Raw genomic sequence first — 25,187 nt, forward strand, 5'->3', positions numbered from 1 at the left:
TGCGTTAGCGTCCTGTCGCGAGGTGGCGTATATTACGCTTTCCTCCTTCAGAGTCAACCTCTTTTTCAGAAGTTTTTTCTCCGGCGGCTCAGTCTCCTGAACCTCTCAACACCGCATTCCGTAAGCCGTTGTGCCGTGTCGATGGAGGCGCATTATAGGGAGTTGTCAGACAGGCGCAACCCATAAATTGCAGAAAAAAGCGCGTTCGCTGCATTCCACAGCAAAAGTCGCTGTTATACGCAGTTACACACAGCGTTATCCACATTCGCAAGGCCTGGCAAATTTAGGCGAGCATCACGCAAACGTTTTCGCTACAATGCCGGGCAATATGACGGACTCCCCTTTTAGGGGCGTTACCTGAGGTTTTTGATCTTTCCTTCTTATATAGAAGAGAAAACCGCTGTAAAACCTGATGTAACGCTCTTCTATACGCGAAACAAAGCCAAGGGATAAACCACCATGCAACAACCTCGTCCTGTACGCCGCGCCTTGCTCAGTGTCTCTGACAAAGCCGGCATCCTCGAATTTGCTCAGGCGCTCTCCAGTCGCGGTGTCGAACTACTCTCCACAGGTGGAACCGCTCGCCTGCTGGCGGATGCGGGTCTGGCTGTCACAGAAGTCTCTGATTACACCGGTTTCCCGGAAATGATGGATGGACGCGTCAAAACCCTGCATCCGAAAGTGCATGGCGGCATTCTGGGTCGTCGCGGCCAGGATGATGCCATCATGGCGCAGCATGACATCAGCCCTATCGACATGGTGGTCGTTAATCTCTATCCCTTTGCCCAGACCGTTGCCCGTGAAGGATGCTCACTGGAAGACGCAGTAGAAAACATTGATATCGGCGGCCCGACCATGGTGCGCTCTGCCGCCAAGAACCACAAAGATGTGGCCATCGTGGTCAGCAGCGGCGACTACGACGCCATCATTGCTGAAATGGATGCCCACCAGAACGGCCTGACGCTCGACACCCGTTTCGATCTGGCGATCAAAGCGTTTGAACACACCGCCGCTTACGACGGTATGATCGCGAACTACTTTGGTAGTCTGGTGCCCGCCTATCACGGTGAACGCAATCAGCCTGCAGGTCGCTTCCCGCGTACCCTGAATCTGAACTTCATCAAGAAGCAGGATATGCGTTACGGCGAAAACAGCCACCAGCAGGCGGCCTTCTATATAGAAGAGCAGGTTGCTGAAGCCTCGGTTGCCACCGCGCAACAGGTTCAGGGCAAAGCGCTCTCCTATAACAATATCGCTGACACGGATGCTGCACTCGAGTGTGTCAAAGAGTTCAGTGACCCCGCCTGCGTCATTGTTAAACATGCTAACCCCTGTGGCGTTGCGACCGGCGACGACCTGCTGTCAGCCTATGACCGTGCTTACCAGACCGACCCTACCTCTGCGTTCGGGGGCATCATCGCCTTTAACCGCGAGCTGGATGAAGCGACAGCACAGGCCATTATCAGCCGCCAGTTCGTTGAGGTGATCATCGCGCCAGCCGTTTCCGAGGCCGCGCTGAAGATTACCGCCACGAAACAGAATGTCCGTGTCCTGATCTGCGGCCAGTGGCAAAACCGCACGGCAGCGCTGGATTTCAAACGCGTCAACGGTGGCCTGCTGGTTCAGGATCGCGATCTCGGTATGGTCGATGCCAGCCAGCTGCGCGTGGTCAGCAAGCGTCAGCCATCGGAGCAGGAGCTGCGTGATGCCCTCTTCTGCTGGAAGGTCGCGAAGTTTGTTAAATCCAACGCCATTGTCTATGCGCGTGACGGGATGACGATCGGGATTGGTGCCGGCCAGATGAGCCGCGTCTACTCCGCTAAAATTGCCGGTATTAAAGCGGGCGATGAAGGACTGGAAGTGAAAGGTTCTGCCATGGCGTCAGATGCGTTCTTCCCATTCCGCGACGGTATTGATGCAGCCGCTGCGGTGGGCGTGAGCTGTGTGATTCAGCCTGGCGGCTCTATCCGCGATGAAGAGGTGATTGCGGCGGCGGATGAGCACGGCATTGCCATGATCTTTACCGATATGCGCCACTTCCGTCATTAATCGTTCCGGAGAGTAACAGATGAAAATTTTAGTGATTGGTAACGGCGGACGTGAACACGCGCTGGCCTGGAAAGCAGCACAGTCGCCGCTGGCAGAAACTGTCTTTGTTGCGCCAGGTAACGCCGGTACGGCATTAGAGCCTGCGCTGCAGAATGTCGCAATCAGTGCGACCGATATCCCTGCCCTGCTGGATTTTGCCCAGCGCGAGAAGATCGATCTGACCATTGTCGGACCGGAAGCACCGCTGGTCATTGGCGTGGTGGATGCATTCCGTCAGGCTGGGCTGACTATTTTTGGCCCGACTCAGGCTGCCGCACAGCTGGAAGGCTCAAAAGCTTTTACCAAAGATTTCCTGGCGCGCCATCAGATCCCCAGCGCGGCATACCAGAACTTTACCGAGGTCGAGCCGGCTCTCGCGTATCTGCGTGAGAAAGGCGCGCCTATCGTCATTAAAGCTGACGGCCTGGCCGCCGGTAAAGGCGTCATTGTGGCGATGACGCTGCAGGAAGCAGAAGAAGCCGTTCAGGATATGCTGGCCGGTAATGCCTTTGGCGACGCCGGACATCGCATTGTGATCGAAGAGTTTCTGGATGGCGAAGAAGCCAGCTTTATTGTGATGGTCGACGGCGAGCATGTGCTGCCAATGGCCACCAGCCAGGATCATAAACGCGTAGGCGATGGTGATACCGGTCCGAACACCGGCGGAATGGGTGCCTACTCCCCGGCGCCGGTCGTCACCGATGAGATCCACCAGCGCGTCATGGATCAGGTTATCTGGCCGACGGTGCGCGGCATGGCTGCTGAAGGCAACGTTTACACCGGTTTTCTCTACGCCGGTCTGATGATCGATCGCACCGGGCAGCCGAAAGTGATCGAATTCAACTGCCGCTTCGGCGATCCGGAAACCCAGCCGATCATGCTGCGCCTGCAGTCGGATCTGGTCGATCTTTGCCTGGCCGCCTGCGAGGGTAAACTGGATCAGAAAACGTCCCAGTGGGATCCGCGTCCTGCGCTCGGTGTGGTACTGGCGGCGGGCGGTTATCCGGGTGACTACAGTCAGGGTGATCAGATCCACGGTCTGCCACTGGAAGAGGTTGCGGACGGTAAGGTCTTTCACGCCGGAACCCGGCTGGAAGAGGATCGGGTGCTGACCAGCGGTGGCCGCGTGCTGTGCGTTACCGCACTGGGTGAGGATGTCGCTGCGGCACAGAAGCGGGCTTATGCGCTGACACAGCCCATCTCGTGGCAGGGCAGCTTCTGCCGCCGCGATATTGGCTATCGCGCCATTAATCGCAAATAAGTTCAGGGGGCACCGGGTGCCCCCTTTTTATTTTTACATATCATCTTCTGTCTTATTTTTACATATCATCTTCTGTCGGCTGCTGCGCGCACTCATCCTGCTGACTGATCCGCAACAGCTGAATGCCCTCCGGCGCGTCCAGCCATGACACCATCAGCGGTGCCGGGGCGCTGCGCTGCTGCTGTGTCAGTATCCGCAGAGCATCAGCATCAAAAGCGGGCCTGACCTGCTGACCTTCACAACTCTCCAGCAGATTGTTGCCCAGCCAGTGTCCCTGCCTCAGGAATACCCGACCGCTTAACAGCGCATCACTAAGATTACGCATCCGCTGAGCGTCAAACTTATAGAGTTCTACCGCATCCGCACTCACGGCTTCACGCCGGTCTGACAGCTGACGCTGCATAAAGTTGAGGCCGCCCGCCTGGTCAAAGCGCAGGGTGACATCATCAGGCTGCTTCCCTTTTACCTGGCGCTGAACGCTGATCAGCGCCTCTTCCAGCCAGACATAATCGGTCACCTCGCCCTCACCGCCACTGAACGGCGTGTAGATCGTACGAATATGGACAGACTGGTGATCGCTGTTTTTACGCCAGATGCGCACAACACCACGATCGGCAAGATAGCCACTGGCAGAAAAGGGGGGAATATCCGGAACAGAGCTGCAGCTAAACAGAAACAGGGAGAGAAACAGAACAGCTAAACGCTGAAACAGCGGGATCATGATGGCTGGCCTCTTAAACAAAAGGGGCGAAACGCCCCCTGTTTTAAAGCTTAACCGCAGTGCGACGTCTTACTTAACGGCGTCTTTCAGCGCTTTACCAGACACGAATGCCGGTACGTTTGCTGCAGCGATTTTGATCTCTTTGCCAGTCTGCGGGTTACGACCGGTACGCTCAGCGCGGTGGTTCACTTTAAAAGTACCAAAACCAACCAGTTGTACAGCATCACCATCTTTCAGAGACTCAGTGATCGCAGCCAGAGTAGATTCCAGCGCTGCCTTAGCCTGGGTTTTAGACAGGTCAGCTTTTTCTGCGATCACATCAATCAGTTGAGTCTTGTTCATAAGTTATCCTTAAAGTGTATTTATCGCTTGCTAAGCAACGAGTGCGAGGGAAAAGCCATATTCTGGCACTCTTCTGCCTGCACGCACCGATAGCCACAATTTTCAGCCCCCCAAATGTAGACCAGAGAGGGGGCCAATGTGAAGCCTCCAGGCGCGCTAATTCGGGCCTGAAGTCACGTTTTATCGCCTTACTGCTGGAAATTTATACCGATGTTACTTATTCCCGCTTCACGCAGGTCAGATCGCAGACCTTTAATCAATTCAAGGTCGCGCTCTTCACACTCCGCCAGCAGGCGGAAAATCTCCCACTGGAGGTCCCACTCATCGATGATAGCCGGGTTTTCACGCAGCTCCTCATCGGTCATTTCGCGTCCAGCCTGTGTCATTTCCAGCATGGCAACCGTCGTAATGGATGTCCTGCTGACTTCAATCGCATGCTCCAGCGTTTCACCACTCAGCTGGGCATGTAACACTTCGCTCAGGGCCACGCAGGCATCGATAGCCGGATAGACGCCATAGACCTCAAACGCATCGCCATCGGGAATGGCAGCCTCGAGCTTTTCCAGCTGGCTGTCGAAGTTAATCTTCGCATCTTTGACCGTCAGGTTTTCCCAGATCAGATCAAGGATGCGGCGATAGAGTGCCGGATCGGCAAATTCAGTCTGCTCGCAGAATGCGCGATAGTTGGGATACATACGCTCGCACAGGCAGGCCATAAACGTCAGATGCTGCCAGCTTTCCAGCTTCGCCAGACGCAGATGAACGGGATTTTGTAACATAAAGGTGGCTCTTATTCGTTTCGCTGGCCGCAGTGTAACTGCAAAAGCGCAGCACAAACAGTGTTAAAGCGCGTTTTGCCAGCGCTGGAAAGCGGAACGGTTCGACGCCACTGCATCGGCCCAGCGGGTGGGTTCCGGCAAACGGTAACCGCGCGTACAGTTTTCGACCCACTGCAGCGCAGTATCCAGGCTGACACGGTGGCCGGTGGCGACGAACACTGGGTTGCAGCGTTGCTTGCTGCGCCATACCCAGCCAATCTGCTCACCTTTGTCGATCAGCGGCTGGCGGCTGCCCGGTTGCGCATCCAGATCGGCAAAACGACCACACAGCCGGCTTTTCGCGACCCCGATAGTAGGCACATCCACCAGCAGACCAAAATGCGAGGCAACGCCGAGCCGTCTGGGATGCGAAATTCCGTGTCCATCCACAAACAGCAGGTCCGGCTTCTGCTCCAGCATCTCCCAGGCGGCCATCAGGGCCGGATATTCCCGGAAGGAGAGAAAGCCCGGGATATAGGGCATCGTCGTCTCAATACGCGCGATGCGATGCTCCACCAGCCGAAGCGATGGGTACTCCAGGATTACCATCGCTGCGCGTGTGATCGTGCCTTCCTGCTCAAAACCTACGTCGGCCCCGCCGATATAGCGAGGCGGCAATACATCAAAATCATCGTCACGCACCACGTCAGCGGCGCGTTGTAACTGCTCAGCGCGAAGTGCGGCAATATCCATGATTACTCCTGATGCCAGGGACGCGATAAACGATGTACAGCATCAACAAAGACACCGGCATTTTCCGGCGGCACATCCAGATGAATGCCGTGCCCCAGATTAAAGACATGGCCGGTGCCGGAACCAAAGCGCTCCAGAATACCGGCCACTTCCTGCTCAATACGCTCAGGTGCCGCATAGAGCATAGAGGGATCCATATTGCCCTGCAGCGCGACTTTATCGCCCACGCGACGGCGCGCATCGTCAATGTCGGTGGTCCAGTCGAGACCCAGCGCATCACAGCCGGTGGCGGCCATCGCTTCCAGCCACTGTCCACCGCCTTTGGTGAACAGCGTCACCGGCACGCGGCGGCCATCATTTTCACGCAGCAGGCCATCAACAATTTTGTGCATGTAGTGAAGGGAGAACTCGCGGTAGTCACGGCCGGTCAGCACGCCGCCCCAGGTATCGAAGACCATCACCGACTGGGCACCTGCGCGAATCTGCGCATTGAGATAGAGAATGACGCTGTCAGCCAGCTTATCCAGCATCGCATGCAGCGTAGCAGGCTCGGCATACATCATCTTTTTGATTCGGGTAAACGCTTTGCTGCTGCCGCCTTCCACCATGTAGGTGGCCAGCGTCCATGGACTGCCGGAGAAGCCGATCAGTGGCACCTCGCCATTGAGATTGCGGCGGATGGTGCGAACCGCATTCATCACATAGCCCAGCTCCATCTCCGGATCGGGCACCGGCAAGCGATCAACGTCAGCGCGGCAGGTTACAGGGTTTGAGAAACGCGGGCCTTCGCCAGTTTCAAAATAGAGTCCCAGTCCCATCGCATCCGGAATCGTCAGGATGTCACTGAAGAGGATGGCGGCATCCAGCGGAAAACGACGCAGCGGCTGCAGGGTGACTTCACAGGCCAGCTCGGCGTTTTTACACAGCGACATAAAATCACCCGCCTGGGCGCGTGTCGCTTTGTACTCCGGCAAATAGCGCCCGGCTTGTCGCATCATCCATACCGGCGTGACATCCACCGGCTGACGTAACAGGGCACGCAAATAACGATCGTTCTTCAGTTCACTCATCTCAACACTCTCTCAATAACAGGCGTGTAGTGTAGCACTTTCACACTTCAGCGCGGCACAGGGCGACGGTATCTTCAATCAGGCGGCGTGCCACGGTGCCGGGTGGAGGCAGCAGGGGAAGGTCATCAAAACGGAACCAGGCCGCATCCAGCAGCTCTTTGCCATCATGCTGCAGATCGCCGCTGTCATACTCCGCCATGAAGGCGGTCATCAGGGATTGCGGAAAGGGCCACGGCTGAGAGGTCACATAGCGCACGTTTTTGACGCGGATGTTGCTCTCCTCCATCACTTCGCGGGCTACGGCCTGCTCCAGCGTCTCACCGACCTCCACAAAGCCGGCCAGCACGGTATAGACCTTGTTGCGATGGCGGGCATGATTTGCCAGCAGGATTTCATCACCACGACGGATAGCCACGATAATGCAGGGGGCGATTTGCGGATAGTAACGCTCACGGCAATGACTGCACAGGCAGGCAAATTCATGCCTGCTGTGATGCATTTCATGGCCGCAGTAGCCGCACCAGCGATGAGAGCGGTAAAACTCCGCCAGCTGCACACCCCGCCCCGCCAGCTGAAACAGTCCGACATCCTGATCGATCAACTGCCGCACGGAGAACATATCGGCAGAGCGTGACGCACAAATCAGCCAGACATTTTCGCCCTGCCACTCTCCGATAAGGCGTGCTTTACTGCCAGTCAGACCAAAATTTTCGGCGTTTCCGTGGGGTAAATCACCTTGTGGCAACCAAAGTTTCTGTTCATGGCTGACAATCCACCATCCAGCGTCTACGCTTGAGATTTCGCATTGCATTTATTTCGTCATCCTTAGCGTCAAATCGTACGCTGAAGCCCTGATGTTAAGTGTGTTGATAAACAACTATAACTCACATGGAGTCAGATATGCTTAACCAGTTAAACGTCCTGGCTGAACGCGTAGGTGGCAGTAATGAGCTGGTCGATTCCTGGCTCGAAGCCCGTCGCCAGCTGCTGGTGACCTATTATCATCTGGTCGGCCTGAAGCCCAACAAAGAAGCCCTGACCCGTCTCGATGAGCAGGCGCTGGACAACTTCTGTCACAGCCTGGTCGATTATCTTTCGGCCGGTCACTTCAGTATCTATGAACGTGTTATCAGTGAAATGAACGGTGACAGCCCGATGATTGCGGCTGCGCAGATCTATCCGCCACTGGAAGCCAACACCGAGCGGCTGATGCAGCTCTATGATGGTCACCTGCAACAGGCGATAGACGATGAAAACTGCATGACTTTCCAGCAGGCGCTTTCAGAAGTGGGCGAAGTGCTGGAGTCGCGCTTCACGCTGGAAGATAAGCTGATCCAGCTGGCATGGGATAATCAGCTGGCTACCCCGCCGGTTGCCAATGACAGTCAGATTGCCCGTCCCGCTTAACCGGTATCACCACCAAAAGGGTTGAGATTATCCACTCGCCCTTTTATGCTGAAGAGGTTCCGAGGCCACTACGCCGACGAACCTTTTTTGTTTTTTTGCTGTGAAAAACACGATTTTTACGCCCGATCTGCCGGTCAGATTGGTGCGTAAAAAGCGCTTCTTGTCGGAGTGCCCAGCCGGGCTGAGACCGTTAATTCGGGATCCGCGGAACCTGATCAGGTTAGAACCTGCGAAGGGAACAAGAGTAAATTTTTACGGTATGCCAGCATTCTTATGCTGCCGATACCGCTACTCCTTCCGAACTCCGGACAAGCATCGTTCCCCCTGAACAGGAAGATTGCTATGTCTGACCCAAAAATGACCCGTCGTGAACAACGTGCCCAGGCGCAGGAATTTATCGATTCGCTGCAAAGCGGCAGTGCATTTCCCCAGTCCCGTCGCATCTGGATAACCGGCAGCCGTGACGATATTCGCGTTCCGATGCGCGAGATCACGCTAAGCCCGACCCACACCGGTGGCAGCAAAGCCCAGCCGACCTATGAGCCAAACGAAGCGGTGCCGGTTTACGACACGGCAGGTGCCTATGGCGATCCCGCGGCACAGATCGATGTTCATCGCGGCCTGGAAAAACTGCGCGCCCGCTGGATAGCGGAACGCGATGACAGCGAATACCTGCCACAAAACAGTTCCGGCTACACCCAGCAACGGCTGGCTGATGAGGGGCTGGACCATCTGCGCTTCGATCACTTACCGACGCCGCGCCGGGCCTGTGCAGGCCGCCGCGTCACCCAGCTCCATTATGCCCGCCAGGGGATCATCACCCCGGAAATGGAGTTTATTGCACTGCGGGAAAATATGGGCCGTGAACGGATTCGCAGTGAAGTGCTGCTGCAACAGCATCCGGGCCACAGTTTTGGCGCGCATCTGCCAGCCAGTATCACACCGGAGTTTGTGCGGCAGGAGGTGGCAGCCGGACGGGCCATCATCCCTGCCAATATCAATCACCCGGAATCGGAGCCGATGATCATCGGCCGCAACTTTTTGGTTAAGGTGAATGCCAATATCGGTAACTCGGCGGTCACCTCCTCCATCGAAGAGGAAGTGGAAAAACTGGTCTGGTCGACGCGCTGGGGGGCCGATACGGTGATGGATCTCTCTACCGGCCGCTATATTCATGAAACGCGCGAGTGGATTCTGCGGAACAGCCCGGTCCCCATCGGCACCGTGCCGATCTATCAGGCACTGGAAAAAGTGAACGGCGTGGCCGAGGCGCTGAACTGGGACGTTTTCCGCGACACGCTGCTTGAGCAGGCGGAACAGGGGGTGGATTACTTCACGATACACGCTGGCGTCCTGCTGCGTTATGTCCCGATGACGGCGAAGCGGCTGACCGGGATCGTGTCGCGCGGCGGATCGATCATGGCGAAATGGTGTCTGTCGCATCATCAGGAGAACTTCCTTTATCAGCATTTCCGGGAGATTTGTGAAATCTGCGCCGCTTACGATGTGTCGCTGTCGCTGGGCGATGGTCTGCGGCCGGGTTCGATTCAGGATGCGAACGATGAAGCGCAGTTCGCTGAGCTGCGTACCCTGGGCGAACTGACCCGTATTGCCTGGGAGTATGATGTGCAGGTGATGATTGAAGGGCCGGGCCATGTGCCGATGCATATGATCCGCCGCAACATGACCGAACAGCTCGACCTGTGCGATGAGGCCCCCTTCTACACCCTCGGCCCGCTGACCACCGACATCGCACCGGGCTATGACCACTTTACCTCCGGAATCGGGGCCGCCATGATTGGCTGGTTTGGCTGCGCCATGCTCTGTTACGTCACACCTAAAGAGCATCTGGGGCTGCCGAACAAAGAGGATGTCAAACAGGGGCTGATCACCTACAAAATCGCGGCACATGCTGCCGACCTGGCTAAAGGCCATCCCGCCGCGCAGATCCGCGATAACGCCATGTCCAAAGCGCGCTTTGAATTCCGCTGGGAAGATCAGTTCAACCTGGCGCTGGACCCTCACACCGCCCGCGCCATGCACGATGAAACCCTGCCGCAGGAATCAGGCAAAGTGGCCCATTTCTGTTCAATGTGCGGCCCTAAATTCTGCTCAATGAAGATTTCTCAGGAGGTGCGCGAGTTTGCGGCACGCCAGGATAGCCGTGCTGAACCGGTGGAAGTGGGCATGGCCCGGATGTCAGAGCATTTCCGCAGCCGCGGGGGGGAGCTTTATCACTCTGCCGATGTTATTGAGGAGGAGTAACCATGTCTGCCTTTCCTGCTACCGCCCCGCGCCTGGGGCTCTATCCGGTGGTTGACAGCCCCGCCTGGATTGAACGCCTGCTGACGGCGGGCGTGCGCACGTTGCAGCTGCGCATAAAAGATCAGCCCGATGAGATTGCCGAACCCGCGATTGCTCAGGCGATAGCGCTGGGCAAACGCTACGATGCGCGCCTGTTTATCAATGATTACTGGGAGCTGGCGATCAGACATGACGCCTATGGTGTGCATCTGGGTCAGGAAGATCTGGATGTTGCCGATCTCGCCCGGATTCGCCAGGCAGGATTGCGGCTCGGGATCTCCACCCATGATGATACCGAGCTGGATCGCGCCCTGGCGATCCAGCCCTCTTACATTGCACTGGGACATATCTTCCCGACGCAGACCAAAGCGATGCCTTCTGCGCCTCAGGGCGTGGAACAACTGAAGCGGCACCTGGCACGCCTGACGCACATCCCCACCGTAGCGATTGGCGGTATCTCGATTGCCCGGGCACCGGAAGTCCTGGCAACCGGCGTGGGCAGCATTGCTGTGGTGAGTGCGATTACCCAGGCAGATGACTGGCGTGAAGCCACGCGTACCCTGCTGGCGCTGGCAGAGCCTCACGGATAGCGATTTCCGGAACCTGTCCCGCATCCTGGCGGCAAATGCGGTAACGTCCACCACTTTCCGGGAAAGCGGCGCGCAGAAGCAGAGGCTGAGGGTGGCACCTCCTGAACCGGTACTTTAACGTGGCCGTCGTCAGGTGAAGGTTATCTGACCAGGGCCGGTTCCCTCCTCTTGCCGGCCCTGCTTCTTCTTCGGGTTAAGCGACATCGGGAGCGGAAGCAGACGTCTCATGCTGACAGGAGAGCATGGCGCGTTCCACGGCCGCACCCAGCCGTGCCAGCGCCTGTTCCGTCTGATCGGTGATGGGCAGCGCAAAGTTCAGACGCAGACAGTTGCGATATTTCCCCGATGCTGAAAAGAGTGAGCCGACGGCAATCTGGATTTTTGACTCGCGCAGTTCGCGGTTAAGCCGGACGGCGTCAAACGCTTCAGGAAGTTCTATCCACATCATAAAACCGCCCTGAGGACGAGAGACGCAGATACCGCAGGGAAAGTAGTGGCGCACCCAGCAGCTGAAAGTTTCATAGTTGCGGTGATAGATCTGCCGCATCCGGCGCAAATGAGGCTGATAATGCCCCTGGCGGATAAACTCGGAAACAGCATGCTGAGGCTGCGTAGCCGTAGAGCCTGTGACGATATATTTCATGTGCAGCACGCGGTCGCGATAACGGCCGGGTGCCACCCAGCCAACCCGCAGACCTGGCGCCAGCGTTTTTGAAAAGGAGCTGCAGAGCAGAACCCGGCCATCCATATCGAGCGCCTTAATGGCGGGCGGACGGGGATATTCCCAGGCTAACTCACCATAGACGTCATCTTCGATGATGGCCGCATCAAAACGCTGCGCCAGCGCCAGTAACGCCCGCTTGCGCGCCTCAGGCATGATAAAGCCGAGCGGATTATTGCAGTTCGGAACAACGATGACCGCTTTAATGGGCCACTGGTCAAAAGCCAGTTCCAGCGCCTCAAGACTGATGCCGGTTATCGCATCGGTCGGAATCTCAATGGCCCGGATGCCAAAGCCACGCAGGGTTTGCATGATACCGTGAAAAGAGGGCGACTCGACGGCGATGATATCGCCCGGTTCACAGACCGCCCGCACGGCTACCGATAAGGCTTCATGGCAGCCGGTCGTGATAACAATATCATCGGCGGTAAGCTGACAGCCGCTATCGATCGCCAGCCGGGCAACCTGTTTCCGCAGCGCGAGAACGCCATAGAGGGTGTCATAATTCAGCAGGCCAGCCTCCTGCTTCTGAGCCTGACGGCTGAAGGCTTTCCACAGCGGCTTCAGGGTCGGCTGGGTCAGATCGGGCATGCCGCTGCCCAGTTGCAGTACGTCATCTTCCAGCCGGCTGTTGAGCAGCTCCAGCACCGCGTCCCACTGCGTCACCTCAACAGGCCGCTGCACGGGACGGGTCAGCGCAGGTACCGGCGGCGTGGCTTTGTGCGACGCCACAAAATAGCCGGAGCGCGACTGCGGGATAATCATCTGCTTCTCTTCCAGCAGGCGATAAGCCTGCTGCACCGTACTGATACTCACCCCATGTTCCGCACTCAGGCTGCGCACAGAGGGCAGACGCTCCCCGCTGCGAAAAAAACCCTGTTCGATACGCTGTGCCAGCAACGTGGCCAGATGTTCATAGCGGGTCATTGTATCCTCTCCTGCCAGCGTGATGATGAGCGACCAGTACAGTCAGGCTCCTTTTTTACCATTCAGATCGCGATCTCTTCAATCTGTATGTTAATAAAAGGTGATTTTTGAGTCTGTATCATACAGGTGTATCCCCGGAAAATAGTGCTCAGGCCAATCATTGAGGAAACGATCATGGGATATGATGAAAATCGCGCCGCTAAGCCTTTTGCCGTTACGCCTTACCTTCTGCTCCGTTATCTGTGGCGCAGCTTCAGACGCTGGCAGCTGCGGCGCGAAACGCGCGCTATTCTGTCGAGACTGAGTGACAGTCAGCTGAAAGATATCGGCATCGACCGCAATGACTGGAATGGCTGAATCAGAGACAAAAAAAACCCTGCCGAAGCAGGGTTTTTATCAGGCGAAGGACGATTAATCGTCTTTGCTGCCGCCGAGGCCGGCGTTCAGCAGTTCAGCCAGACTGGCTGAGGCTTCATCCGCAGTCACCTGCGGTGCAGCCGGAACTTCACCCGCCGCTTTACGGCGCATACGATCCTGATGGTATGCATAACCGGTACCGGCCGGGATCAGACGACCCACGATGACGTTCTCTTTCAGGCCGCGCAGTTCATCACGCTTACCTGCTACTGCTGCTTCGGTCAGGACACGGGTCGTTTCCTGGAACGATGCGGCAGAGATGAACGATTCGGTTGCCAGTGACGCTTTGGTAATGCCCAGCAGGTCACGTACGAAGGTTGCGCCAACTTTTCCGTTCGCTTCCAGATCACGGTTAGAGATCTTGATGCGAGAGAATTCAGCCTGCTCACCTTCCAGGAAGTCGGTGCTTCCTGCGCTCACGATGGTCGCTTTACGCAGCATCTGACGAACGATGACTTCGATGTGCTTATCGTTAATCTTAACGCCCTGCAGACGATAAACTTCCTGCACTTCGTTAGTGATGTAACGGGTCACCGCATGCACGCCACGCAAGCGCAGGATGTCATGTGGAGACTCTGGGCCATCGGAAACCACGTCACCGCGCTCAACACGTTCACCTTCGAACACGTTCAGCTGACGCCATTTCGGAATCATCTCTTCATATGGCTCACTGCCATCCAGCGGCGTGATGACCAGACGACGTTTACCTTTGGTCTCTTTACCGAAGGAGATGATACCGCTGATCTCAGCCAGGATAGCCGGCTCTTTCGGACGACGCGCTTCGAACAGGTCAGCAACACGTGGCAGACCACCGGTAATATCCTTGGTACCGCCAGATTCCTGCGGAACACGCGCCAGCGTGTCACCGGCACTGATCTTAACGCCATCTTCCAGCTGAACAATCGCTTTACCCGGCAGGAAGTACTGAGCAGGCATATCAGTGCCTGGGATCAGAACGTCGTTGCCGCTGGCATCAACAATTTTCAGCGCAGGACGCAGATCTTTACCGCCTGACGTACGTTCAGCACTGTCCAGCACCACCAGCGAAGAAAGACCGGTCAGGTCATCTGTCTGACGGGTAATGGTCTGGCCGTCAATCATGTCGGTGAAGCGAATGAAACCGCCCACTTCGGTGATAACTGGCATGGTATGCGGATCCCAGTTTGCTACGGTTTCGCCCGCTGCAACCTGCTCACCATCACCTTTCGCCATGGTAGAACCGTAAGGAACTTTATAGCTCTCTTTGGTACGACCAAATTCATCGATCATTTTCAGTTCGACGTTACGCGAGGTGATCACCAGCTTACCTGCCGAGTTCGTTACCGACTTGGCGTTGGTCAGCTTGATGGTACCTTTGTTCTTCACCTGAATGCTGGATTCAGCAGCCGCACGTGATGCCGCACCACCGATGTGGAACGTACGCATCGTCAGCTGTGTACCCGGCTCACCGATGGACTGTGCCGCGATAACACCGATCGCTTCACCTTTGTTGATGATGTGACCACGTGCCAGGTCGCGACCGTAGCAGTGTGCACACACACCAAAGTCAGTTTCACAACCTACGACCGAACGCACTTTCAGGCTGTCGACTGAGTTCAGTTCCAGCACGTCACACCAGTGCTCATCGAGCAGGGTGTTGCGTGGAACCAGAATGTCAGCCGAGCCCGGCTTCAGAACGTCTTCCGCGGTCACACGACCCAGAACGCGTTCGCGCAGTGGCTCTTTCACGTCGCCACCTTCGATGACCGGGGTCATCATGATGCCTTCGTGCGTTCCACAGTCATCTTCGGTCACAACCAGATCCTGGGCAACGTCAACCAGACGACGCGTCAGATAACCGGAGTTCGCGGTTTTCAGTGCGGTATCCGCAAGACCTTTACGCGCACCGTGGGTTGAGATGAAGTACTGGAGTACGTTCAGACCTTCACGGAAGTTCGCGGTAATCGGCGTCTCGATGATGGAGCCATCTGGCTTCGCCATCAGACCACGCATACCGGCCAGCTGACGAATCTGTGCAGCAGAACCACGCGCACCGGAGTCGGCCATCATAAAGATGCTGTTAAAGGAAACCTGTTTCTCTTCTTCGCCGTCACGGTTAATCACGGTTTCAGTAGAGAGGTTTTCCATCATCGCCTTGGCAACACGTTCGTTGGCTGCGGCCCAGATATCGATGACTTTGTTATAACGTTCACCCGCGGTAACCAGACCAGACTGGAACTGTTCCTGGATCTCAGCCACTTCCGCTTCCGCTTCGGTGATGATTTCCACTTTCTTCTCTGGAATAACCATGTCGTCGATACCGACTGACGCGCCTGAACGGGCTGCGTAGGCGAAACCGGTGTACATGGTCTGGTCAGCAAAGATAACGGTCGGCTTCAGCCCCAGAATGCGGTAACAGGTGTTCAGCATTTTGGAGATCGCTTTTTTACCCAGCGCCTGGTTGACGATGGAGTAAGGCAGACCTTTCGGCACGATCATCCACAGAATCGCACGGCCAATCGTGGTGTCGATCAGGCTGGTTTTCGCAACCCACTCATCCTGCTCATTTTTCTCGTGTTCGGTGATACGCACCTTAACGCGAGCGTGCAGTGAGGCCAGGCCAGCGCGATAAATACGCTCAGCTTCTTTCGGGCCAGTCAGTACCATGCCTTCGCCTTTGGCGTTAACACAGTCACGGGTCATGTAGTACAGACCCAGTACAACGTCCTGAGAAGGAACGATGATTGGCTCGCCGTTCGCAGGTGACAGGATGTTGTTGGTAGACATCATCAGCGCACGCGCTTCCAGCTGGGCTTCCAGCGTCAGCGGAACGTGAACAGCCATCTGGTCACCATCGAAGTCGGCGTTATATGCCGCACAAACCAGCGGGTGCAGCTGGATAGCTTTACCTTCGATCAGAACCGGTTCAAAAGCCTGAATACCCAGACGGTGCAGCGTAGGCGCACGGTTCAGCAGAACCGGATGCTCACGGATCACTTCGTCGAGGATATCCCAGACAACCGCTTCTTCGCGCTCAACCATTTTCTTCGCGGCTTTGATGGTGGTGGCCAGGCCACGCAGTTCCAGCTTGCCGTAAATAAACGGTTTGAACAGTTCGAGTGCCATTTTCTTCGGCAGACCGCACTGATGCAGACGCAGGTATGGACCCACGGTGATAACCGAACGACCGGAGTAGTCGACACGTTTACCCAGCAGGTTCTGACGGAAACGACCCTGCTTACCTTTGATCATGTCAGCCAGCGATTTCAGCGGACGCTTGTTGGAACCGGTGATCGCACGACCGCGACGACCGTTATCCAGCAGTGCATCGACTGCTTCCTGCAGCATACGCTTTTCGTTGCGCACGATGATATCTGGCGCAGCCAGATCCAGCAGGCGCTTCAGACGGTTGTTACGGTTGATCACGCGACGATAAAGATCGTTCAGATCTGACGTAGCAAAACGTCCGCCATCCAGCGGAACCAGCGGACGCAGATCCGGTGGCAGAACAGGCAGCACGGTCAGGATCATCCACTCTGGCTTGTTACCAGACTGAACGAACGCTTCCAGCAGCTTGATACGCTTGGTCAGCTTTTTACGCTTGGTTTCAGAGTTGGTTTCGTTCAGCTCTTCACGCAGCTGCTCGCACTCCTGGTCCAGATCCATGTTTTTCAACAGGGCCTGGATCGCTTCGGCGCCCATTTTAGCGTCGAACTCGTCACCGAACTCTTCCAGTGCGTCAAGGTACTGCTCTTCAGTCAGGATCTGACGCTTCTCGAGGTTGGTCATGCCACCTTCGATTACCACGTAAGATTCAAAGTAGAGCACGCGCTCGATGTCACGCAGTGGCATATCCAGCAGCAAGCCGATACGCGATGGCAGTGACTTCAGGAACCAGATGTGCGCAGTCGGCGACGCCAGTTCGATGTGGCCCATACGCTCACGGCGTACTTTAGTCTGGGTCACTTCAACGCCGCACTTCTCACAAATCACACCACGGTGTTTCAGACGCTTGTACTTACCGCACAGGCACTCATAGTCTTTTACCGGCCCGAAGATACGGGCACAGAACAGACCATCGCGCTCTGGCTTAAAAGTACGGTAGTTAATGGTTTCTGGCTTTTTCACTTCACCAAAAGACCAGGAACGGATCATGTCTGGCGAAGCCAGCGCAATTTTGATCGCATCAAACTCTTCGGTCTTAGTTTGCGCTTTCAGAAACTTAAGTAAGTCTTTCACGGATTAGCTCCCGTCGGAGTGAGACTCAGGGGGCGTCCAACCGAAATTGAACGCCCCGTAACCAGTACAATTGCGAGCGCTTAAACCCTGCGCTTTCAGGCGGCGGCGAACCACAGCCTGAAATGGGGGTTACTCGTCTTCCAGCTCGATGTTGATACCCAGCGAGCGAATCTCTTTCAACAGTACGTTGAAGGATTCCGGCATGCCCGGTTCCATCTGATGGTTGCCGTCAACGATGTTTTTATACATCTTGGTACGGCCGTTGACGTCATCAGACTTAACGGTAAGCATTTCCTGCAGGGTATACGCGGCACCGTATGCTTCCAGTGCCCATACTTCCATCTCACCAAAGCGCTGACCACCGAACTGCGCCTTACCACCCAGCGGCTGCTGAGTAACCAGGCTGTAGGAACCGGTAGAACGTGCATGCATCTTGTCATCAACCAGGTGGTTAAGTTTCAGCATGTACATGTAGCCAACGGTTACCTGACGTTCGAACTGTTCACCGGTGCGGCCGTCAAACAGGGTAATCTGACCGGAAGAAGGCAGACCGCCGAGCTGTAACAGCTCTTTGATTTCGCTCTCTTTCGCGCCATCAAACACCGGCGTTGCGATTGGCATACCTTTTTTCAGGTTCTCTGCCAGGCGCAGCACTTCGTCGTCGGAGAAGGTGTTCAGATCAACTTTCTGACGCAGATCGCTTCCCAGGTCATAGGCACGCTGGATGAATTCGCGCAGTTTCGCGACTTCTTCCTGCTTCTTCAGCATGGCGTTGATTTTCTCACCAATGCCCTTCGCTGCCATCCCCAGGTGTGTCTCAAGGATCTGACCGATGTTCATACGCGATGGTACGCCCAGCGGGTTCAGTACGATGTCGACCGGCGTACCGTTCTCATCGTAAGGCATGTCTTCGATTGGGTTGATCTTAGAGATAACACCTTTGTTACCGTGACGACCTGCCATCTTATCACCAGGCTGGATCTGACGTTTAACGGCCAGATAAACCTTAACGATTTTCAGCACGCCCGGTGCCAGATCGTCGCCCTGGGTGATCTTACGGCGCTTGCCTTCGAGTTTTTTCTCAAACTCGTGCTTCAGTTCGTCGTACTGCTCTGCCAGCTGCTCCAGCTGGTTTTGTCTGGCTTCATCAGTCAGACCCAGCTCCAGCCAGCGCTCGCGCGGCAGCTTGTCCAGCTTGTCTGCTTCAACGCCACCTGCGATCAGGACGCTCTGGATACGGCTGAACAGGCCCGCTTCCAGGATCTGCAGCTCTTCAGACAGGTCTTTCTTAGCCTGCTTCAGCTGCATCTCTTCGATTTCGAGCGCACGCTTGTCTTTTTCCACGCCATCGCGGGTAAAGACCTGAACGTCGATCACGGTACCTGACACGCCATTCGGCACGCGCAGTGATGAATCTTTTACGTCAGAGGCTTTTTCACCGAAGATCGCACGCAGCAGCTTCTCTTCTGGCGTCAGCTGGGTTTCACCTTTCGGGGTAACCTTACCAACCAGAATGTCACCACCGGTCACTTCAGCACCGATGTAGACGATGCCTGACTCATCCAGTTTAGAGAGTGCAGCTTCACCCACGTTCGGGATATCAGCGGTAATCTCTTCCGGCCCCAGTTTGGTGTCACGCGACACGCAAGCCAGTTCCTGGATGTGAATGGTGGTAAAGCGATCTTCCTGAACCACACGCTCGGAGACCAGGATGGAGTCTTCGAAGTTGTAACCGTTCCACGGCATGAACGCGACACGCATGTTCTGGCCCAGCGCCAGTTCACCCAGATCGGTGGACGGGCCATCTGCCAGCACGTCTCCGCGCTCAACCGGCTCACCCAGAGAGACACATGGCATCTGGTTGATGCAGGTGTTCTGGTTTGAACGGGTATATTTGGTCAGGTTATAGATGTCGATACCGGCTTCGCCCGCGTACATCTCATCTTCGTTAACTTTGATAACGATACGTGATGCATCAACATACTGAACGGTACCACCACGTTTGGCGACGGCAGTAACACCGGAGTCAACGGCAACAGCACGTTCCATACCGGTACCAACCAGCGGCTTATCTGCACGCAGAGTCGGAACGGCCTGACGTTGCATGTTCGCACCCATCAGAGCACGGTTGGCGTCATCGTGTTCCAGGAACGGGATCAGGGATGCACCGACAGAAACCACCTGCTGGGTGGAAACGTCCATGTAGTCAACCTGATCGCGGCTGAACAGACTCGATTCGCCTTTGCTACGGCAGGTGACCAGGTCATCAACAAACGCGCCGTTTTCATCGAGCGGGGCGTTCGCCTGAGCGATAACGTAGTTACCCTCTTCAATAGCAGAGAGGTAGTGGATCTCGTCAGAAACCAGACCGTCGATAACACGACGATAAGGCGTCTCAAGGAAACCATACTCATTGGTCTGTGCATAAACAGACAAGGAGTTGATCAGACCGATGTTCGGACCTTCAGGGGTTTCGATTGGGCAGACACGACCGTAGTGCGTTGGGTGTACGTCACGCACTTCGAAGCCGGCACGCTCACGCGTCAAACCACCCGGGCCAAGTGCAGAGATACGACGTTTGTGCGTAATCTCTGACAGCGGGTTGTTCTGATCCATAAACTGTGAAAGCTGGCTTGAACCGAAGAACTCTTTCACCGCAGCCGAAATCGGCTTCGCGTTGATCATGTCCTGTGGCATCAGCGTATCGAGGTCGCCCAGAGAGAGACGCTCTTTAACCGCACGCTCAACACGCACCAGGCCGACACGGAACTGGTTCTCAGCCATTTCACCGACTGAACGAATACGACGGTTGCCGAGGTGGTCGATATCGTCCACTTCGCCTTTACCGTTACGGATGTCGATCAGTTTTTTCATCACTTCAATGATGTCTTCTTTGCTCAGGATACCTGAACCTTCGATTTCATCACGCAGCAGTGAACGGTTGAACTTCATGCGGCCGACGGCAGAGAGATCGTAACGATCTTCAGAGAAGAACAGGTTCTCGAACAGGTTCTCTGCAGCTTCACGCGTTGGCGGCTCACCAGGACGCATCATGCGGTAGATCTCAACCAGTGCGCTCAGGCGATCGCTGGTTGGGTCAACACGCAGGGTCTCAGACATATATGGACCGTGGTCCAGATCGTTGGTGAACAGCGTTTCGATGCGTTTGTGACCCGACTGGCTCAGTTTGGCCAGCAGATCCAGTGACAGCTCCATGTTCGCTGCAACAATCAGCTCACCGGTGCTCTCATCGATGTAGTCTTTAGCAACCACTTTGCCCGCGATATATTCAACCGGAACTTCGATGTGCTGAATGCCATCTTTTTCCAGCTGACGAATATGACGCGCAGTAATGCGGCGACCTTTTTCGACGTAAACGGTGCCGTTCGCTTCGATATCGAAGGTCGCGGTTTCACCGCGCAGGCGCTCAGGCACCAGCTCCATCTGCAGCTTGTTGTCGCGAATTTCAAACACCACTTTCTCGAAGAAGAGATCGAGGATCTGAGGTGTTGTGAACTGCAACGCACGCAGGATGATAGTGGCCGGCAGCTTACGACGACGGTCAATACGGACAAACAGGTTATCTTTCGGGTCAAACTCAAAGTCGAGCCATGAACCGCGGTAAGGGATGATACGTGCGTTATAAAGCACTTTACCCGAAGAGTGGGTTTTACCCTTATCGCTATCAAAGAACACGCCAGGACTACGGTGCAGCTGAGAAACGATAACGCGCTCGGTACCGTTAATAACAAAGGTACCGTTGTCGGTCATGAGCGGAATTTCGCCCATGTAGACTTCTTGTTCTTTAATGTCTTTTACGGTGCCTTCTGGCGCTTCGCGCTCATAGATCACCAGACGCAGTTTCACGCGCAGCGGTGCCGAATAGGTCACGCCACGGATCTGACACTCTTTCACGTCAAAGACAGGTTCGCCCAGGCGATAGCTCACATACTGCAACTCAGAGTTGCCGCTGTAGCTCGCAATAGGGAATACAGAGCGGAATGCAGCTTCCAGCCCGTACTGACCTTCTGGATCTTGCTCGATAAACTTCTGGAACGAGTCGAGCTGGATGGAAAGGAGATAAGGTATGTCCAGTACTTGTGGACGTTTACCAAAATCCTTACGAATACGTTTTTTCTCGGTATAGGAGTAAACCATAGGGTTCCTCAGCTAGCTGACAAGTCGACCCACGCTGTCCGTCCTGACAGGACAGTTCATGCAACACGATTTTGTTTGATTCACTGGCTGCGCGGCAGCAGTGCAATACCTCTTTCTATCACGCTTAAATCATTTCATCGCTTTTGTGAAGGCAGGGAACCCGCACAGGAAAGCGGTATATTAAGTCGTCGATAGAGAAAGATATTGAAGAGTAGCAATGGACAAACAGTGTGAAACCCCATTGAGACCCTGTAGCGCAAAAAGGCTGGTGACCAAAAAGTCACCAGCCATCAGTCTGAAACTACTCAGACTGCAACCCGAAGGTTGTCTTACTTAACTTCAACTTCAGCGCCAGCTTCTTTCAGAGCAGCTTCAAGTGCAGCTGCGTCATCTTTGCTGATGCCTTCTTTGATTACGCCAGTTGCTTCAACCAGGTCTTTGGCTTCTTTCAGGCCCAGACCAGTTGCAGTACGTACGGCTTTGATGACTGCTACTTTGTTCGCGCCAACAGCTTTCAGTACGACGTCGAATTCAGTTTTTTCTTCAACAGCTTCAGCCGGGCCCGCAGCAACAGCTACAGCAGCAGCAGCAGAAACGCCGAATTTTTCTTCCATAGCAGAAACCAGCTCAACAACTTCCATTACGGACATCGCTGCAACAGCTTCCAGAATTTGGTCTTTAGTGATAGACATGACAATTGTTCCTAAGAATCAGAAAAAGTTTATACGTAAGCAGGTACGAAGAAAAGAAAAGGGCCTTAAGCCGCTTCTTTTGCATCGCGTACAGCAGCCAGAGTGCGGACCAGTTTGCCGGCAGCGGCTTCTTTCATGGTCGACATCAGACGTGCCAGTGCTTCTTCGTAGGTCGGCAGAGTTGCCAGACGGTCAATATTGGCCGCCGTGATCAGCTCACCTTCAAAGGCTGCAGCTTTGACCTCAAATTTTGCATTCGCTTTCGCGAAATCTTTGAACAGACGAGCAGCAGCGCCCGGGTGTTCCATAGAATATGCAATCAGGGTCGGACCAACAAACGTGTCTTTCAGGCACTCAAACTGAGTTCCTTCAACGACGCGGCGCAGCAGGGTGTTACGAACAACACGCATGTAAACGCCAGCTTCACGACCTGCTTTACGCAGTTCGGTCATTTTATCAACGGTAACGCCACGGGAATCCGCAACAACCGCTGAAAGCGCACCTTTGGCTACTTCGCTGACTTCAGCAACAATTGCTTGTTTGTCTTGAAGATTTAATGCCATTAGCTTTTGCTCCTGGATTTGACCGGGAAAGGATTTCCCCGGAACTCACTTCACTTACTCACCCAAAAGGGAAAATAAGCGCTCGAACACGGTGAGCAGAATCCAGCTAAGAAAAAATTCTTTTGGTTCTGTCACCGTCTACGCAGGGTATTAAGCGGACTATCCGGAGATAGACAGCTCCTGCGGTCTTGGACGGAGGCCAGGATAAGGCCTGGCTCCAACCTAAATTCTGTGTGACGCAGCAGAATCAGAGGGAAAGGCGTTAAACGCCGCTGTCGCATCTGACTCTCTGGTGTCCTGTTCTGCTAATAACAGAACAACGGGCGTAAGATTCTAGGTGAATTTTTCGCCCGTTTCAAGCAGCAATTAGTTTGCTGTTGCGTTCAGACCAGCCTGGTCAACGGCAACGCCGGCGCCCATGGTGGTTGAAAGGCTGACTTTCTTGATGTACACGCCTTTCGCCTGAGATGGTTTCGCTTTTTTCAGCGCAACCAGCAGAGATTCCAGGTTTTCTTTCAGTTTGTCAGCGTCAAAGTCCACTTTACCGATGGTAGTGTGGATGATGCCGTTTTTGTCGTTACGATAACGAACCTGACCTGCTTTAGCGTTCTTAACCGCTTCAGCAACGTTAGGGGTTACAGTACCGACTTTCGGGTTTGGCATCAGGCCGCGTGGACCCAGAATCTGGCCCAGCTGGCCAACAACGCGCATTGCATCCGGAGAAGCAATAACAACGTCAAAATTCATTTCGCCTTTCTTGATCTGCTCAGCCAGGTCTTCCATACCAACCAGCTCTGCGCCAGCAGCTTTTGCCGCTTCAGCGTTTGCGCCCTGGGTGAAGACAGCAACACGTACTGAACGACCAGTACCGTGTGGCAGAACGGTCGCGCCGCGTACGTTCTGATCAGATTTACGTGCATCGATGCCGAGGTTGACAGCAACGTCAACGCTTTCAACGAACTTGGCAGTCGCCAGTTCTTTCAGCAGAGCAACAGCTTCAGCAATGTCATACTGCTTGGTCGCGTCAACTTTGTCGCGAATTACGGTCATGCGCTTGGTCAGCTTAGCCATTTCTTAGTCCTCTACTACCAGGCCCATGGAACGAGCAGTACCTTCGATTGAGCGAGTCATCGCTTCAACGTCAGAACCAGTCATGTCCGCAGCTTTGGTTTCTGCGATTTCACGTACCTGAGCACGGGTCACTTTACCGACTTTATCTTTGTTCGGCTTACCAGAACCAGACTTGATGCCCGCTGCTTTTTTCAGCAGTACGGCAGCCGGAGGGGTTTTGGTGATAAAGGTAAATGAACGGTCGCTGTATACAGTGATAACAACAGGAGTCGGCAGACCTTTTTCCAGAGATTCGGTCTTCGCGTTGAACGCTTTGCAGAATTCCATGATGTTAACACCCTGCTGACCCAGAGCTGGACCAACCGGTGGACTTGGGTTCGCCATACCAGCTGCAACCTGCAGCTTGACGTAGGCTTGGACTTTCTTAGCCATGATATTTCCTCAATTGGGTTATAGCGCCTTTAAAAGGCTCCCCGTGATAACGATTTATACGCCGTTGCCAGCGCATAAAAACAAAAGGCGCGAAATTGTAGTTAAATTTCGCGCCTGCTGCAACAGCTAAATTGTGAGCGGAAAGAGGTTAACCTTTCTCCACCTGACCGAAGTCGAGTTCAACCGGTGTTGCACGTCCGAAGATGGAGACAGAAACCGTCAGGCGGCTCTTCTCGTAATCCACATCCTCAACCACACCGTTAAAGTCAGCAAACGGACCGTCGTTAACGCGAACCATTTCGCCTGGTTCAAACAGCGTTTTCGGACGAGGCTTGTCGCCGACCTGCTGCAGACGGTTCATGATCGCATCAACTTCTTTATCGCTGATAGGTGCCGGACGGTCAGATGTGCCGCCGATGAAACCCATCACGCGCGGGACGCTGCGCACCAAGTGCCAGCTGGCGTCATTCATCACCATCTGAACCAGTACATATCCCGGGAAAAACTTGCGCTCGCTCTTACGACGCTGGCCACCACGAATTTCAACGACTTCTTCAGTCGGAACCATGACGTCGCCAAACAGCTCTTCCATGTTGTGCAATTTGATATGCTCGCGCAGCGACTGTGCTACGCGGCCTTCAAAACCGGAAAACGCCTGTACGACGTACCAGCGTTTCTTTGGAGCTTCAGACAT

At 54.9% G+C, this 25,187-nt stretch carries 20 protein-coding genes and 1 riboswitch; of the genes, 6 read left to right on the forward strand and 14 right to left on the reverse strand.

Annotated features, from left to right (window positions below):
* Positions 1-459 precede the first annotated feature (459 nt).
* Positions 460-2,049, forward strand: coding sequence for a bifunctional phosphoribosylaminoimidazolecarboxamide formyltransferase/IMP cyclohydrolase (gene purH / locus HFD92_RS21045; protein ID WP_046100994.1), 1,590 nt, complete (start codon positions 460-462; stop codon positions 2,047-2,049).
* Between the two features lie 19 nt (positions 2,050-2,068).
* On the forward strand, positions 2,069-3,349 hold the full coding sequence (gene purD, locus HFD92_RS21050; protein ID WP_009092646.1) for a phosphoribosylamine--glycine ligase: 1,281 nt from the start codon (positions 2,069-2,071) through the stop codon (positions 3,347-3,349).
* A 58-nt stretch (positions 3,350-3,407) separates the two neighbouring features.
* Here the strand turns inward: purD and HFD92_RS21055 are convergent, their stop codons facing one another.
* The 6 genes from HFD92_RS21055 to nudC form a co-directional block, all read right to left on the reverse strand.
* Complete coding sequence (locus HFD92_RS21055) at positions 3,408-4,070, reverse strand: DUF1481 domain-containing protein (RefSeq protein ID WP_167429648.1); 663 nt, start codon at positions 4,068-4,070, stop codon at positions 3,408-3,410.
* Between the two features lie 69 nt (positions 4,071-4,139).
* Entirely contained in the window at positions 4,140-4,412 is a 273-nt protein-coding gene (gene hupA, locus HFD92_RS21060; RefSeq protein ID WP_003850136.1) for a nucleoid-associated protein HU-alpha, read from the reverse strand.
* A gap of 188 nt (positions 4,413-4,600) precedes the next feature.
* Positions 4,601-5,191 carry a YjaG family protein gene (locus tag HFD92_RS21065; RefSeq protein WP_009092648.1) on the reverse strand — a complete coding sequence of 197 codons (591 nt, stop codon included), beginning with the start codon at positions 5,189-5,191 and terminating at the stop codon, positions 4,601-4,603.
* Positions 5,192-5,254: 63 nt separating this feature from the next.
* Positions 5,255-5,923, reverse strand: a complete 669-nt coding sequence (gene nfi / locus HFD92_RS21070) for a deoxyribonuclease V (RefSeq protein ID WP_167429649.1) — start codon at positions 5,921-5,923, stop codon at positions 5,255-5,257.
* 2 nt (positions 5,924-5,925) lie between these two features.
* Positions 5,926-6,993 (reverse strand): uroporphyrinogen decarboxylase, encoded by a 1,068-nt coding sequence (hemE, locus tag HFD92_RS21075; protein ID WP_009092650.1) that lies wholly within the window; start codon positions 6,991-6,993, stop codon positions 5,926-5,928.
* Positions 6,994-7,033: 40 nt separating this feature from the next.
* Complete coding sequence (nudC, locus tag HFD92_RS21080; RefSeq protein WP_009092651.1) at positions 7,034-7,804, reverse strand: NAD(+) diphosphatase; 771 nt, start codon at positions 7,802-7,804, stop codon at positions 7,034-7,036.
* A gap of 89 nt (positions 7,805-7,893) precedes the next feature.
* Here nudC and HFD92_RS21085 point away from each other — a divergent pair, with 89 nt between their 5' ends.
* The 3 genes from HFD92_RS21085 to thiE all read left to right on the forward strand — a co-directional run bounded on the left by HFD92_RS21085 (position 7,894) and on the right by thiE (position 11,294).
* Positions 7,894-8,400 (forward strand): Rsd/AlgQ family anti-sigma factor, encoded by a 507-nt coding sequence (locus tag HFD92_RS21085; RefSeq protein WP_009092652.1) that lies wholly within the window; start codon positions 7,894-7,896, stop codon positions 8,398-8,400.
* Positions 8,401-8,554: 154 nt separating this feature from the next.
* Positions 8,555-8,655, forward strand: a riboswitch (TPP riboswitch).
* A gap of 87 nt (positions 8,656-8,742) precedes the next feature.
* Positions 8,743-10,665 carry a phosphomethylpyrimidine synthase ThiC gene (gene thiC / locus HFD92_RS21090; RefSeq protein ID WP_009092653.1) on the forward strand — a complete coding sequence of 641 codons (1,923 nt, stop codon included), beginning with the start codon at positions 8,743-8,745 and terminating at the stop codon, positions 10,663-10,665.
* A gap of 2 nt (positions 10,666-10,667) precedes the next feature.
* Complete coding sequence (thiE, locus tag HFD92_RS21095) at positions 10,668-11,294, forward strand: thiamine phosphate synthase (RefSeq protein ID WP_009092654.1); 627 nt, start codon at positions 10,668-10,670, stop codon at positions 11,292-11,294.
* Positions 11,295-11,487: 193 nt separating this feature from the next.
* Here the strand turns inward: thiE and HFD92_RS21100 are convergent, their stop codons facing one another.
* A complete protein-coding gene (locus HFD92_RS21100) occupies positions 11,488-12,942 on the reverse strand; it encodes a PLP-dependent aminotransferase family protein (RefSeq protein WP_167429650.1) in 1,455 nt (484 codons plus the stop codon).
* Between the two features lie 174 nt (positions 12,943-13,116).
* On the opposite strand from HFD92_RS21100, the gene HFD92_RS21105 reads away from it, so the two are divergent.
* On the forward strand, positions 13,117-13,299 hold the full coding sequence (locus tag HFD92_RS21105) for a DUF1127 domain-containing protein (protein WP_009092656.1): 183 nt from the start codon (positions 13,117-13,119) through the stop codon (positions 13,297-13,299).
* Positions 13,300-13,353: 54 nt separating this feature from the next.
* On the opposite strand, the gene rpoC is transcribed toward HFD92_RS21105, so the two are convergent.
* From rpoC to nusG, 7 genes are all read right to left on the reverse strand, one after another.
* Entirely contained in the window at positions 13,354-17,577 is a 4,224-nt protein-coding gene (rpoC, locus tag HFD92_RS21110; RefSeq protein WP_009092657.1) for a DNA-directed RNA polymerase subunit beta', read from the reverse strand.
* 129 nt (positions 17,578-17,706) lie between these two features.
* Positions 17,707-21,735, reverse strand: coding sequence for a DNA-directed RNA polymerase subunit beta (gene rpoB, locus HFD92_RS21115; RefSeq protein WP_046100987.1), 4,029 nt, complete (start codon positions 21,733-21,735; stop codon positions 17,707-17,709).
* A 329-nt stretch (positions 21,736-22,064) separates the two neighbouring features.
* The gene (rplL, locus tag HFD92_RS21120; protein WP_009092660.1) at positions 22,065-22,427 is read right to left on the reverse strand and encodes a 50S ribosomal protein L7/L12; all 363 of its coding nucleotides are present in this window, start codon (positions 22,425-22,427) and stop codon (positions 22,065-22,067) included.
* 65 nt (positions 22,428-22,492) lie between these two features.
* On the reverse strand, positions 22,493-22,990 hold the full coding sequence (gene rplJ / locus HFD92_RS21125) for a 50S ribosomal protein L10 (RefSeq protein WP_003848098.1): 498 nt from the start codon (positions 22,988-22,990) through the stop codon (positions 22,493-22,495).
* Positions 22,991-23,356: 366 nt separating this feature from the next.
* Complete coding sequence (gene rplA / locus HFD92_RS21130) at positions 23,357-24,061, reverse strand: 50S ribosomal protein L1 (RefSeq protein WP_009092662.1); 705 nt, start codon at positions 24,059-24,061, stop codon at positions 23,357-23,359.
* Positions 24,062-24,064: 3 nt separating this feature from the next.
* On the reverse strand, positions 24,065-24,493 hold the full coding sequence (rplK, locus tag HFD92_RS21135; protein WP_006121495.1) for a 50S ribosomal protein L11: 429 nt from the start codon (positions 24,491-24,493) through the stop codon (positions 24,065-24,067).
* A 148-nt stretch (positions 24,494-24,641) separates the two neighbouring features.
* A complete protein-coding gene (gene nusG, locus HFD92_RS21140) occupies positions 24,642-25,187 on the reverse strand; it encodes a transcription termination/antitermination protein NusG (protein ID WP_003848088.1) in 546 nt (181 codons plus the stop codon).

This window comes from Pantoea sp. EKM101V (assembly GCF_011800325.1).
In the GTDB taxonomy this organism is placed as follows: domain Bacteria; phylum Pseudomonadota; class Gammaproteobacteria; order Enterobacterales; family Enterobacteriaceae; genus Pantoea; species Pantoea anthophila.